Source organism: Clostridium sp. 10cd* (assembly GCF_044336395.1).
Lineage (GTDB): Bacteria > Bacillota_I > Bacilli_A > Erysipelotrichales > Erysipelotrichaceae > Clostridium_AQ > Clostridium_AQ innocuum.
Map to the genome: position 1 here is coordinate 1,743,969 of NZ_CP172347.1, position 12,061 is coordinate 1,756,029.

At 44.1% G+C, this 12,061-nt stretch carries 16 protein-coding genes and 1 pseudogene; 15 read left to right on the forward strand and 2 right to left on the reverse strand.

Annotated features, from left to right (window positions below; translation table 11 throughout):
* The first annotated feature begins 95 nt into the window (after positions 1-95).
* The 14 genes and pseudogenes from ACG3M1_RS08580 (at position 96) to ACG3M1_RS08645 (ending at position 9,798) form a co-directional block, all read left to right on the forward strand.
* A complete protein-coding gene (locus tag ACG3M1_RS08580; protein ID WP_009269414.1) occupies positions 96-854 on the forward strand; it encodes a class I SAM-dependent methyltransferase in 759 nt (252 codons plus the stop codon).
* A 70-nt stretch (positions 855-924) separates the two neighbouring features.
* A complete protein-coding gene (locus ACG3M1_RS08585) occupies positions 925-1,278 on the forward strand; it encodes a hypothetical protein (protein ID WP_008818975.1) in 354 nt (117 codons plus the stop codon).
* Positions 1,279-1,318: 40 nt separating this feature from the next.
* Complete coding sequence (locus ACG3M1_RS08590) at positions 1,319-1,819, forward strand: GNAT family N-acetyltransferase (RefSeq protein WP_217792873.1); 501 nt, start codon at positions 1,319-1,321, stop codon at positions 1,817-1,819.
* 370 nt (positions 1,820-2,189) lie between these two features.
* Positions 2,190-2,692: pseudogene (locus ACG3M1_RS08595) on the forward strand (winged helix-turn-helix domain-containing protein).
* Positions 2,689-3,204: a sensor histidine kinase gene (locus tag ACG3M1_RS08600; RefSeq protein ID WP_021420913.1), complete on the forward strand. Its 516-nt coding sequence runs from the start codon at positions 2,689-2,691 to the stop codon at positions 3,202-3,204. Before ACG3M1_RS08595 ends, ACG3M1_RS08600 begins: the two are co-directional and overlap by 4 nt.
* 351 nt (positions 3,205-3,555) lie before the next feature.
* Positions 3,556-3,807: an HAD family hydrolase gene (locus ACG3M1_RS08605; RefSeq protein ID WP_008818973.1), complete on the forward strand. Its 252-nt coding sequence runs from the start codon at positions 3,556-3,558 to the stop codon at positions 3,805-3,807.
* Between the two features lie 55 nt (positions 3,808-3,862).
* Complete coding sequence (locus tag ACG3M1_RS08610; protein ID WP_021420912.1) at positions 3,863-4,324, forward strand: nucleotide triphosphate diphosphatase NUDT15; 462 nt, start codon at positions 3,863-3,865, stop codon at positions 4,322-4,324.
* The gene (locus ACG3M1_RS08615; protein ID WP_217792875.1) at positions 4,321-4,518 is read left to right on the forward strand and encodes a DUF4177 domain-containing protein; all 198 of its coding nucleotides are present in this window, start codon (positions 4,321-4,323) and stop codon (positions 4,516-4,518) included. Before ACG3M1_RS08610 ends, ACG3M1_RS08615 begins: the two co-directional genes overlap by 4 nt.
* A complete protein-coding gene (locus ACG3M1_RS08620) occupies positions 4,515-4,853 on the forward strand; it encodes a hypothetical protein (protein WP_002608415.1) in 339 nt (112 codons plus the stop codon). The genes ACG3M1_RS08615 and ACG3M1_RS08620 overlap by 4 nt, the downstream gene beginning before the upstream one ends.
* 85 nt (positions 4,854-4,938) lie before the next feature.
* Complete coding sequence (locus ACG3M1_RS08625) at positions 4,939-5,601, forward strand: hypothetical protein (protein ID WP_008818970.1); 663 nt, start codon at positions 4,939-4,941, stop codon at positions 5,599-5,601.
* Between the two features lie 590 nt (positions 5,602-6,191).
* Complete coding sequence (locus ACG3M1_RS08630; RefSeq protein WP_008818969.1) at positions 6,192-6,965, forward strand: nitroreductase family protein; 774 nt, start codon at positions 6,192-6,194, stop codon at positions 6,963-6,965.
* A gap of 12 nt (positions 6,966-6,977) precedes the next feature.
* Positions 6,978-7,343, forward strand: coding sequence for an ArsR/SmtB family transcription factor (locus ACG3M1_RS08635; protein ID WP_008818968.1), 366 nt, complete (start codon positions 6,978-6,980; stop codon positions 7,341-7,343).
* Positions 7,340-8,104: an EFR1 family ferrodoxin gene (locus tag ACG3M1_RS08640; protein ID WP_008818967.1), complete on the forward strand. Its 765-nt coding sequence runs from the start codon at positions 7,340-7,342 to the stop codon at positions 8,102-8,104. Before ACG3M1_RS08635 ends, ACG3M1_RS08640 begins: the two co-directional genes overlap by 4 nt.
* Before the next feature lie 542 nt (positions 8,105-8,646).
* Positions 8,647-9,798 (forward strand): DUF349 domain-containing protein, encoded by a 1,152-nt coding sequence (locus ACG3M1_RS08645; protein ID WP_002608420.1) that lies wholly within the window; start codon positions 8,647-8,649, stop codon positions 9,796-9,798.
* Positions 9,799-9,893: 95 nt separating this feature from the next.
* On the opposite strand, the gene ACG3M1_RS08650 is transcribed toward ACG3M1_RS08645, so the two are convergent.
* Together ACG3M1_RS08650 and ACG3M1_RS08655 are read right to left on the reverse strand one after the other, a co-directional pair.
* Positions 9,894-10,226 carry a Crp/Fnr family transcriptional regulator gene (locus tag ACG3M1_RS08650; protein ID WP_254225297.1) on the reverse strand — a complete coding sequence of 111 codons (333 nt, stop codon included), beginning with the start codon at positions 10,224-10,226 and terminating at the stop codon, positions 9,894-9,896.
* Between the two features lie 3 nt (positions 10,227-10,229).
* Positions 10,230-10,568, reverse strand: a complete 339-nt coding sequence (locus ACG3M1_RS08655; RefSeq protein ID WP_254879644.1) for a Crp/Fnr family transcriptional regulator — start codon at positions 10,566-10,568, stop codon at positions 10,230-10,232.
* Between the two features lie 104 nt (positions 10,569-10,672).
* Between ACG3M1_RS08655 and ACG3M1_RS08660 the strand changes: the two genes are divergently transcribed.
* Positions 10,673-12,052, forward strand: coding sequence for an MATE family efflux transporter (locus tag ACG3M1_RS08660; RefSeq protein WP_009269411.1), 1,380 nt, complete (start codon positions 10,673-10,675; stop codon positions 12,050-12,052).
* Positions 12,053-12,061 lie beyond the last annotated feature (9 nt).

The window sequence follows — 12,061 nt, forward strand, 5'->3', positions numbered from 1 at the left end:
CTTCAGCTGAAAAAACGGTATAGAACGATATGCGTTGAATATAACTCAGCGTAAACTTGTGAAAGTGATTGTTCTTCATGGAAGGGGAAATGGACATGGAGCAGAATTCAAAAGACAGTATAGAGAAAACAAAACAAGGATTCGAAGAAAGCTTCAAAAAAGCAGCATATTATGATATGCAAACACAGGACGCATCACACCTAGAAGCAATCCTGAGTTTTCTACCGATACGTCCGGGCATGAAAATATTGGATCTGGGAACAGGAACAGGTTATCTTTCCTTTGCAATTGCGAAGCGATATCCGGACTGTGAAATATATGGGCTGGATATCGTTGCGGAAACATTATGCAGGAATCGTGATAAAGCAAATGCTTTACATAGGAGGAATCTGCATTTTATATGCTATGAAGGTATAGACTTTCCATTCGAAGCTGTAACCTTTGATATGGTCATAACCCGCTATGCTCTGCATCATTTTCCCGCAATTACGCAAACATTTCAGGAAGTATATCGTGTATTGCGGCAAAAAGGCTGTTTCTTTCTCTGTGATCCAGCACCCAATGAAGATGATGAAAAACGATTTGTCGATGCTTATATGCAGATGAAAAAGGATGGACATATCAAATTTTATACGCTGGATGAATGGCGGCAGCTTGCAGAGACTGCCGGTTTTACATACCATGATTCTTTTGAAACACAGATCAGATTTCCCAGAAAAATGGATGCTGCGTTCGGATTTGAATGCATTATGAAATCCTTTGCTGAAAAGACGGTCAGCGGATATGATATTGAAATACTGCAGGATGAAATCTGGATTACAGAAAAGGTTCAGAATGTGATGTTTTTGAAATAGTGCGCATGCAAAACGCAAGGCGCATTGTATAGCAGGCAGTAGGGAAGATCATAAACAGGAGGCGATAACGATGGCAACTGAAAATAACATAGATTATGATGGAAAAAGCTTCATTCCAAAGCTTAACAGTGTGAATGGTGAGGTCAGTGAGCAGACTGTATTTCATTACCATCAAAAGGATACTGTCATATGGGCAGAATATGCAGGCGGAGATATCATGAAGGGATTTCTGATTGGAACTGTGGATGAAGCAGGAATGCTGGACTTTACCTATCAGCACCTGAATATAAAGAAAGAAATCAAAATCGGGAAGTGCCACAGCATACCAGTTGTTCTAAAGGATAACTGCATAGAATTACATGAGCAGTGGCAGTGGCTCAATGGTGACCACAGTAAGGGAACCTCCATTCTCATAGAAATATAAGAAGCATATGGATAACAGGACGAAAAGGAGAAGGTGAATTATGAATTACGAAAATACGGAGGGCTGCAGAATCATTCAGGCAGGATTCCAAGAACAGACATTGCAGGTGGTACGTACGATCACCAGAGAAACGATACAGGAAATCTATCCTCACTATTATCCGAAGGGCGCAGTAGATTTTTTTCTCTCACACCATAATGACACAGGAATTCGTCAGGATTTGAAAGCCGGCAGTGTTTATCTTTTATTGAATGAGAAGCAGCTTGCCGTCGGTACTGTCACGCTGAAAAATCATGAGATATGCAGGCTGTTTGTTCTGCCGGCACACCAGAAAAAGGGATATGGCCGCAGGCTAATGGATTTTGCAGAGCAGAAAATATTCAAATGTACAGATATCTGTAGACTCGATGCATCGCTGCCGGCAAAGGCAATCTATATCAAACGCGGCTACAGGGAAAGTGCATATCATATCATACCGACAGAAAACGGTGATTTCCTATGCTATGATGTGATGCAGAAAACAAAGAATAAAGATAAATAAACAGGTGTCGATCGGCATCCTCCACACAATCGTACAGCATGTCATGCAGAAAGCGAATGTGTGGATATACAATTCTGGAATGTATGCAGAACAGATGTGCTGGCACTGGTACATATGGGGAATGCGACTCCATATAGATGCGGCCGTTTAAAAGAAGAACCGCAAAATGCATAAAACTGTCTCTTATACAAACCCCCTTTGATTCATATTACAGAACAACTCTGATTTCGTATATTCGTAGAAAGGATACATAAAACAGATACAAAACAGAGAACATATGCAAATGTTAAAAATCTTTGACAGACTTCCAAACAGCTTTGCTGGAGTAGAAGAAGCCCATATCGTATAATCATTCATGAAAGGAGTCAACATGGAATTAGGAACAAATATATGGAGAGCAAGAAAACAGCTTCAGCTGTCACAGGAGCAGCTTGGCGCGATAGTTGGTGTCACCAGACAGACAATATCAAACTGGGAATTAAATGAAACCGTACCGGATGCGAAACAGCTGCTGGCAAGAATCGCTGTACAGCTGCGTAAAACAGAAATTTCAGAAGCTGCTTCCTGTCTTATTTATGATGATATCCGGCTGGATCCAAAAACGCATACAACGCATGTGCAGGATAAGGTGGTTTCGCTGACAAGAACGGAATATGCAATTTTGAAGCTGCTGATGCAGCGCCCCGATCAGGTCATTACAAAATCGTTACTGCTGGAACAGATTAGTGAGGATACACCGGACGTACAGAAAGCTCATTGAAAATGCATATCAGTAATCTGAGGAGAAAGCTGCGTGATGTAAGCAACAAGGATTATATCGAGGCAGTATGGGGCATTGGCTTTAAGATATCCGCAACCGTGTGGATCAGATGATACAGCTAAGCGAGGAACTGTTTCAATACTCGCTCACAGAAATAACGGAACATGACGATAGACTGGAACCGGTTGCTTTGAATGATGTTCTGGAGGAAAGCATAGCTGGCTTTTATGCTGTTTTAAAAAGACGAGGCATTGAACCGGTTGTTCATATGCCGCAAAGAAAGATTGTGCGCAGCTTGAATGCAGCAATGCTCACTCGCGTACTGGCGAATCTTATGAACAATGCTTTAAAATACAGTGATGGTGATTTGGAAATCTGTTTGAAGGATACGGGGGATATTCTGTTTATCAATACGGCATCCGGATTGGATCAGGTACAGGTTGCCCGTCTATTTGACCGCTTTTACACGGTGCATCATGCGGATAACGCAACAGGCCTCGGCTTGGAAATTGCACGGAGTCTACTGGAGCGCATGCATGGCAGCATCTCTGCAGAATATGTGCAAAACAGGCTGTGCATCTGTATACGGCTGCCAAATACTGCAGAGAAAACACATACTGTGTGAGAGTTTAGCAACAGGGGAAAGCACATGCCGCGGATTCCAAAAAAGGTGCTGTAAGACTTGATAAAGACAACGCGTATGGCAGTAAGGCTTACCGTCAAACAGATAGTGACTGTCATCATGCCTCACAGCTGCATGACGACAGCAGAAGCTGGAATGGTGGAAAGGTCTGTGCTTAACAGATTTTGAATGCAGCATATTTACAGCGGGGCTTCTCTCATCCGCCATGCGTCCAAGCGTTAAAGCCTGTAGCATACGAAATATAACAGGAAAAGGTGGTAATGCAGCGTATTTGCTGTACATTACCTCTTTTGTTTACTATAATTTAGATTAAGGTAGGAATAAACGAGAGCGGTGGATATCATACCGGCAAATGGTGGAAAAGGATTCGGTGTCAAAAAGGTTCTGGACTATGTTCCGTTCACCAAAGAGGAAGCCATCGCCTTTGGAGATGATACCAATGACATTGAAATGCTGCAGGCAGTTGGAACCGGCATCGCCATGGACAATGCCAGTCAGAATGTAAAGGCCGTGGCGGATGTAATCTGCGGCAGTGTCAGGGAGGAAGAAATCTACCGGTATTGTAAGGAAAATCACCTAATCTGACAGGCCATCTGCATGATGATTGATTGAATATCAAGGAAAAAAGGAAGTGAAGCTTATGGATGCTTATATACGTGTAGGAATCGGTGTTTTGATTCTTCAAAACGGAAGGCTGCTACTGGGACACCGCGTATGCAGTGCAGCGGATACCGGTGGGATTTATGAACCGGATTCCTGGTGTCTTCCGGGTGGAAAGCAGGAGTATGGGGAGACGATTTTAGAGGGTGCCGTAAGGGAAACAAAAGAGGAAACCAATCTGGATATCAATGACTTACAGGTGTATAGTGCCGTTGATGATCTGCAGCCGGGTAAGCATTATGTCACCATTCAGGTGATAGCCCGTGCCTGCAGCGGGACGCTTTGTGTTATGGAGCCGGAAAAGCAGGATGAATGGAAATGGTTTCCAGTCGATCAGCTTCCAAAGAACATATACACGCCTTCAAAAAAATTCATTGATGCTTATTTTAGGACACAGAAACAAGACTATTTACAAGAGGTTCGCAGGAAGGAGACCCTATGAAACAATATGAATATGGTAATGTTGCTTACATAATGAAGGATGTGGTTTTGGCAGTCACGATGGAGCATCGCGATATCATAAATGACTATGCCGTAAAGGGTTACCGGTATGCTGGAATGATACCGACAGAAATCAGTGCAAACGGCTGTATCCGCATAATGGATCTGATATTTGAAAAGGATGGGATCTTATGAGTGTATACTTTTCGATATGCGTCAGTTTATCCGTAGGTCTGATCCTAGGTGCCGTGGGCGGCGGTGTAAAAAAGAAGCTGATAAAAAAGGACTATACGCAGAAACAAATCGCAAGAAATATCAAATTCATCAGTAAAGCGGCAGGTCTGCTCAAGTATGTCACCTGCCTTGTTCTTTTGCTGGGGCTGCTCTGGTGCAGCTATTATCTCATACTTGGCATTATGGAGCCAAAGATGGCAGAATATGCAAACAACATGTCGGAGTTGATTGTTGCTGTTCTGAGCGTTATTTCCATCATGTTTGCCTTTGTGGAATTTATCAGAAGAAAAGAGTGAGGGTGTTACTGACAGCCTGTAAAGAAAGGAAGAAGATGTGTGCAGCTACTGTGGGGGCAGGGATGCATATCGGAAGGTAAGGTTTATGATAAAGCAGATTAGAATGCTTCTGGTTGCTCTGTCGGTCATATTTTTTATGACGGCATGTAAGGATACTGCCGGATATACTGCAGTACAAAGCATGTGGCATAAGGATATGCTGCTCTCTTTGAAGCAGGCATTGCTTGAAAAGGCGATAGCTTCGTATTACGGGGGAGATGGTACGGCAGCGGCTATGGCATTTATGAAGCATAAGAGTGTGCAGCGATTCATGGCGATGTGGGTTCACGAAGAAACAAAGGATATCGATCAGCCGATTTGGAATTATGACAGCTTTGCCAGAGTTTCTATACGCAATCATGAGCTGAAGGAGTTGTACACAGATAAGCAATTCTACTCCTGTACATTTACGGATGGACACGGCCGCTGGGGGTACTGTATTTTCCAGTATGACGAAAAGGAATCCGCAGTATCAAACTGGGAGGTGAAGGAAACCACACCGTATCAATATGATTTGCGGGTGAATATGAAAGAGATTGTTGATCGTATTATGAAAACCGACTTGGACATCCTCACCACTTCCGCATCAAGTGTTTATTTATATGATGAAGAAAAGAAACAGGCGGAGCAGGTTATCTTGTTTCATGATGAAAATGCTGCCTATATCTGTTATTATGGGGATGCTGTCCTTCGTATGGAAAAGGTGTAAGGGACAGTAAAGGAATCTCCTATATAGGAATGAAAGCAGCAAGCTTTGATTGAATTTATAAGTGGTCGCTGTGTGCGTTTAAATTCAACAAACTATCATGGAATGATTCATCAAAATATACTGTATAATTGAAAACGCAGCTGCAAAGACAGCTCTTTTTCATGTTTTATTCTTATCTCAAAAACCCACGGTATCCAATTTGGTTCTTTCTCGATTGTAGGGAAACTCAAAACAGGGAGACTTCAACACGATTGTATTTATCAATAGAAGTTGAAGTCTTCCTTTTGCAAACACCTTAAAGTAAGAAAGACCCTTCAATATATGCGCAGCTTTCGATATTGAATGCCATTCTGTGTATAGCAAAGCTGCAGCACTGCTATGTTCCGGTTTGAAAAGGACGTTAAGCAAAAAACAAGCATCCGGTTATCATGAGATGCTTTAGAAGCGGGAGTGCGAAAGATTGAAATACGAAGGGTAGGTCTTTTCCTGTTTTGTGTATAATTTCTTTGGTAACGAGTTTCTTTACGGATACTGCAATTTTGCAGAAGTTTGTTATAATGGTTAAAGAATGTTAACGAAAGGAGTCCGTTATGAACAGACATGAAATACAAATAAATCCTTCCTTGTGCATCGGTTGTGGTCAGTGTGCGAAAGACTGCCCCACCAGCAATATACAACTAAAAGATAAAAAGGCAGAGATACTGGAAGCAGAGTGTATCATGTGCGGACACTGTGCTGCAATCTGTCCGAAGAAAGCCGTCACGATCAGCGGCTACAGTGAAGCTGCCGTTGAGCAGGCATCCAGCGTACGCCTTGATCCTCAAAAGGTGCTGGAGGTGATTCGTTTCCGTCGAACCATCCGTCAGTTTCAGGAAACGGAAATCCCTGCCGAAGTGATTTCTCAGATTCTGGAAGCCGGCAGACTGACACATACAGCAGAAAACAAACAGGATGTGACATATATCGTTATCGATAAAGAAAAGGCTTCTTTGGAGCAGCAGGCAGTGAAATTCTTTCGAAGATTGAAGCCGGTTGCAAATCTGTTCAGCTCCATGGCCAGGAGAACCGTCATTGATGATCACTTTTTCTTTTTTCAGGCACCGGTTGCCATCGTTATAGCAGCAAAAGAGGAAATTAACGGGGCACTGGCTGCACAGAATATGGAATTTGTTGCGGAGGCAAACGGCTTAGGGGTACTGTACAGCGGATTCTTCACCATGGTGGTGAACCATTCGCGAAGCTTGCGGGCGGCATTGCACATACCAAAAGGAAAAAAAGCGGTCACAACGCTGGTTCTGGGGTATCCTAAGATACGATATCAGAGAAGTGCACAGCGGGATACAGCCGATATCCGCTATATGTAGGGAGGGACTTTCATGGATAAGGAATGTCAGAAGCGCATTGCGCATATCACCAGCGGCTTTCATACATGTAAAACGGCATTCACTGCCATTGGTGATGAAACAAGGCAGGTCATTTTGTTGATACTGATCCAAAGCGAGCGATCGGGAATCCGTGTCAATGAAATAGCTGAAAGGGCTCATTTGACCAGACCCTCTGTATCGCATCATCTGCAGATTCTAAAGGAAGCAGGTATTGTTGATATGCGGAAGGAGGGGACAAAAAACTATTATTATATCAGTGCGGACAACACCCAGTGGAAACAGGTCAAGCAGCTGATTGACCTCATCTATGACAGTGTGATTCATTTACAGAAGGAAGAGGAGGAGAGACATCTATGATTGTATATTTTTCAGGAACCGGAAACAGTGCCTATGTGGCAAAACGATTACAGAGGGAGTTGCAGGATGAAGGCTTTGATCTGTTTTCTTCCATACGACAGAGGAAGAAGGACACGTTGTATGCAAAGCAGCCCTGGGTGATTGTTGCTCCAACCTATGCATGGCGGATTCCGCGTGTTGTTCAAGAATGGCTGAAAGCAGTGGAGCTGACGGGAAGCAGGGAACTGTATTTTGTAATGACCTGCGGCGGATCGATTGGAAATGCCGGTGCTTATCTTGAACGGCTCTGCAAAGAAAAAGGATGGAGCTATCAGGGATGCATGCAAATCGTCATGCCGGAAAACTATATCGCACTCTATGATGCTCCCAAAAAGCAGGAGGCTTTAACCATCATCCATAACGCAGAAAAGCAGATTGCAGAGGCAGCTGAGTATATACGGACAAATCGCAGAATACCAAAACCGGAAATAAGTGTGAGGGATTTTGTGAACAGTGCCTGGATCAATCCTTTATTTTATCCTTTGATCGTACATGCGGATAAATTTTACGCAACGGATGCATGTATTTCCTGCGGAAAATGTGAACAGGTCTGTCCGCTGGGCAATATTCAACTGAAGCAGGGGGTACCGGACTGGGGGAAAAGCTGCACCCACTGCATGGCATGTATCTGCAGCTGTCCGAAAGAAGCGATTGAATATGGAAACAGCAGTAAGGGGAAGGTTCGCTATCTCTGCTCACATGTGGTTTCAAAGGAAGAATGATGATATACAGGCAGAAAAGTAAGGACAGCTTTTCTGCCTTTACGCTATGCAATCCAAAGAATCATCAGTATGATGAAGGATAGCTGACTGAACATCAAGACAGTGCTCGGTGATACAGCCTTCCATCAGATAGAAGCAGGCTGTATGTAAACAGAGGTGATGCAGAAACGGTATAGGAATCATCTTTGCTTTAACAACTCACCTGCTTTTGGATGTTATGATTGTGCATCATGCTTTTTTTTATGCAACAGGTGTTCTTCAACATGCAGATAAACCCTACAGTCTGATAAGAGACAGCGAAGCTATGGAGGAAAATCTGCGCTTCGTATATTTTCAGTAGACAATTACAGAAGAAGCCTTGTTTTGATTATGAAAATATGCAGTGATGTAGTATTTTTTTATCTTTTATCGCCAAATTATGATAATCAGCGCAATTTCTATACAAAAATGAAAGAAATGAATGACTTTTTAGCGTATTTGAGATAGAATTTAAGTTGATAGCAGGCGATTGTGGTGGAATCGCCCTTACTGGAGGAATACATATGTACAATGATCATGATGATTTTGAAGTAAATGACTATGATGAGGACATTCGGCGCAGAGAGGCGTTGATTGAAGAAGCGAAGAATATTGAAATATCTTCCGACTGGAACACGGTGTTCCGTGAAATTTCAGATTTAAAGAGGAGATGGAAACGCATTTCTTATTGGGACAGTGCCTATGAAGAAACGCTGAACGAAGAATTTGACAGCTATATGGATGCCTTTTATGCGAAGCGTAGAGAGGGGTATCAGAGCAATCAGGCCATTAAGCAGGAGCTGATTGACCGTGCGGAAAAGGTTGCTGCTTCCGATGACTGGAATCAGGCAACAGAGGAAATGAATGAGCTGATGCAGCAATGGAAGGCATCGGGAACAGCAGGAAAAGAAACAGATGATGAATTATGGGATGCCTTCAATGCGGCTCGTCAGAAATTTTTTGACCGCAAGCATGAGCACTGGGAAAATCTGCAGACGAAATTCTCGAATGCAAAAGAAATAAAGGAAGGGCTGATCAAAGAGGCAGCAGCACTGGCGGATTCTGTTGAATGGAACAAGACAGGAGAAAAATTCCGTGCGATGATGGATCAGTGGAAGGCGGCAGGAAGTGCGGGCCGTGAGCATGAGGATCGTCTGTGGAATGCCTTTAATGAAAGCCGTCAGAAATTCTATGATCGAAGAGGCGAATACTATGATCAGCTGCACGAACAGCAGGATGGGAAATACGAGGAAAAACGCAGGCTGGTAGAGCAGGCAAATGAAATTGCACAGCGTGGGGAATATACCCGGGAGCATACGGATGTTATGAAAAATCTAAGCAAGGAATGGAAAAGCATCGGTTCCTGCGGCAGAGAAAGAGAAGATGACATCTGGAAGGAATTCCGTACGGCAATGGATTCCTATTTTGAAGGGCTGCGCAACTGGAATGAACAGCGGCATGCGCAGTGGCGTCAGAGAATGCAGGAGGCACGTGCACGCAAGCAGGAGCTGATTCTGGATCAGCAGCGTCAGATCAAGCGTATGCAGAATGATATTATCGGATTGATTGGAGAACGGGCAATCAATGATATGGAGGAACAGATAGCGGATAAGAAGGAATTTATCCGTGAGCTGGAAGAAGAGCTGGCGGATATCGATAAAACGCTGGCAAAATAGAAGCAGATATCAAATGATAAAAAAAGAGTGATTTTGTCGATGTCACTCTTTTTTCATTTTTAAGTATCCGTATTCACAGGAAGCTTACTTCATGTTCAACGAGTCAAATGCTTTGGTGATGCTGCCGGAAACAGCGCCTCCAGACTGGTACGCTTGAGAATCGTGATCTTTCCATAGGAAGCTGTCACAATGCCTTTTTTCTTCCACTCACTGAGTACCCGGTTTACCGTTACCCGGTTGAGATTCAGGATCAGTGCCAGGTCCTCCTGGGTATAGGGGATGCTGGAAGAAGTGATACCGCGGTCATAATCAGGTGCAGCTGTTTCCGACAGCAGCAGGCTGGCAATACGCTGATAGCGGTCATACAGCGTGATACGGCGCAGCTGTGCGGTCAAATGATTACAGGTATTGGACAGCAGCTGCAGCATGATCTACATAAGTCCGGGGGATTGCTCCATATACACATACAGCTGATTCAGATCGCAGGCCATCAGCTCAACCTGTGTAACTGCTGCCACGCAGACCGGTCTGGCACATTGTGAAAGAAAGGAGGATTCACCGAATATCCTGCCCTTTTCAATAATTTCATACGTTAATTCACGCCCCTGAGAGGTCACATAATAGGCACGTACACGTCCTTTCCTGATAAAGTAAATACGTCCCGCATCATCTCCCTGCATATAGATATCCTCATTGGCCTCATAGTGCTGCCGATAGCCTGCCGCTTCAAAGCAGTGGTACAGCTCCTCTGGAATTTTAATCTGACGCATATCCATCTCCCCTTAAAATTTTTCTCTCTGAATTGTAACATAGGCTACAGAATATGGGAAGAGCTGCCTTTACAATAAGAACAAGAAAAATGAGGAGAGATTTTATGAAACACACCGCATCACTTACACAGGGAAATATTTTGCAGGTACTGCTGCGCTTTTCGATACCGTTTCTGCTTGCCAATCTGCTGCAGGCACTGTACGGGGCGGCTGACCTGATGATTATCGGAGCTTATTGTCCGGCGGAAAGCATTGCGGCGGTATCCACCGGCACACAGGTCACACAGATAATCACAAGCGTGATTTCCGGACTGACACTGGGAGCTACCATTCTTGTCGCAAAATATGCAGGCAGGCAGCAGCCTGATAAAATCGAAAAGACGATCGGTACCACGATTACCTTTTTTGCACTGTTCTCTATTATCCTGAGCCTGATACTGGCCTTCAGCACAGGGATGATTCTTCAGCTGCTGCAGGTACCGCAGGCATCTATGGCACAGGCCTATCAGTATGTCTTTATCTGCATAACCGGTATTTTCTTCATTTGTGAATATAATGCTTTCAGCGCACTCCTGCGCGGCTATGGGGATTCCATAAGCCCGTTGTTGTTTGTGGCTGCTGCCTGTGTCTGCAATATTGCAGGCGATCTGTTTACTGTGGGTGTTCTTCATATGGGAGTAGCAGGAACGGCGATATCCACGGTTGCCTCACAGGGAATCAGCATGCTGATCGCGATATGGTATATGCGACGTCAGGGTTCAGCCCTTCACTTTTCAAGACGCTGTCTGAAGCTGGATACAGCAGTGCTGAAGGAATTGATTGCCATTGGTATTCCTGTTTCCTTTCAGGAATGCATGGTGCGCTTCTCCTTTCTGTATCTGACTGCCATCACAAATGGTTTTGGAGTGTATGCAGCTTCCGCCGTTGGGATTGCCAGTAAATTTGATATTTTTGCCATGCTTCCGGCAACCTCTGTCTCCAATGCCCTGACAGCGTTGACTGCACAGAATCTGGCAGCCGGTAAAAAAGAGCGTGCTGTCGGCTTCGTCCGCTATGGAATCTGCGTATCCATGCTTTGTTCCTCTCTGTTCTTTTTATGGGCACAGCTGTCCCCGCAATCCATGATTTCTCTGTTTTCCAGGGATGCAGCAGTCATCCGTGCAGGAATCCCCTTTTTAAGAGGCTGCAGTCTGGATTATCTTGCTGTTTCCATCCTGTTCTGTATGAACGGATATCTGAATGGAAGTGAAAAAACCGTATTTACCATGCTGAACTGCTGTGGTGGCGCATTGGTGATCCGCGTACCGCTGCTCTTTGCATTGATGCATTACAGGGTGGAGGTTCTTGCCGTTTACGGACTGGTATCTCCGCTGTCCTCCACTGCCATGCTTGCTGTCATCTGGTTCTATATGAAAAAGCATGCGGTCACTCATAATACCTTCATAAGCCAAAATAGTATAAACACCTCCCTGCAGAAGGAATAGGATATGGAT

Coding starts and splice junctions, on each gene's coding strand:
- ACG3M1_RS08610 (WP_021420912.1), top strand. CDS start 3,863: ATGGATGCTTATATACGTGTAGGAATCGGTGTTTTGATTCTTCAAAAC.
- ACG3M1_RS08660 (WP_009269411.1), top strand. CDS start 10,673: ATGAAACACACCGCATCACTTACACAGGGAAATATTTTGCAGGTACTG.
- ACG3M1_RS08650 (WP_254225297.1), bottom strand. CDS start 10,226: ATGCTGCAGCTGCTGTCCAATACCTGTAATCATTTGACCGCACAGCTG.
- ACG3M1_RS08585 (WP_008818975.1), top strand. CDS start 925: ATGGCAACTGAAAATAACATAGATTATGATGGAAAAAGCTTCATTCCA.
- ACG3M1_RS08635 (WP_008818968.1), top strand. CDS start 6,978: ATGGATAAGGAATGTCAGAAGCGCATTGCGCATATCACCAGCGGCTTT.
- ACG3M1_RS08620 (WP_002608415.1), top strand. CDS start 4,515: ATGAGTGTATACTTTTCGATATGCGTCAGTTTATCCGTAGGTCTGATC.
- ACG3M1_RS08645 (WP_002608420.1), top strand. CDS start 8,647: ATGTACAATGATCATGATGATTTTGAAGTAAATGACTATGATGAGGAC.
- ACG3M1_RS08625 (WP_008818970.1), top strand. CDS start 4,939: ATGATAAAGCAGATTAGAATGCTTCTGGTTGCTCTGTCGGTCATATTT.
- ACG3M1_RS08590 (WP_217792873.1), top strand. CDS start 1,319: ATGAATTACGAAAATACGGAGGGCTGCAGAATCATTCAGGCAGGATTC.
- ACG3M1_RS08630 (WP_008818969.1), top strand. CDS start 6,192: ATGAACAGACATGAAATACAAATAAATCCTTCCTTGTGCATCGGTTGT.
- ACG3M1_RS08600 (WP_021420913.1), top strand. CDS start 2,689: ATGATACAGCTAAGCGAGGAACTGTTTCAATACTCGCTCACAGAAATA.
- ACG3M1_RS08615 (WP_217792875.1), top strand. CDS start 4,321: ATGAAACAATATGAATATGGTAATGTTGCTTACATAATGAAGGATGTG.
- ACG3M1_RS08640 (WP_008818967.1), top strand. CDS start 7,340: ATGATTGTATATTTTTCAGGAACCGGAAACAGTGCCTATGTGGCAAAA.
- ACG3M1_RS08580 (WP_009269414.1), top strand. CDS start 96: ATGGAGCAGAATTCAAAAGACAGTATAGAGAAAACAAAACAAGGATTC.
- ACG3M1_RS08655 (WP_254879644.1), bottom strand. CDS start 10,568: ATGCGTCAGATTAAAATTCCAGAGGAGCTGTACCACTGCTTTGAAGCG.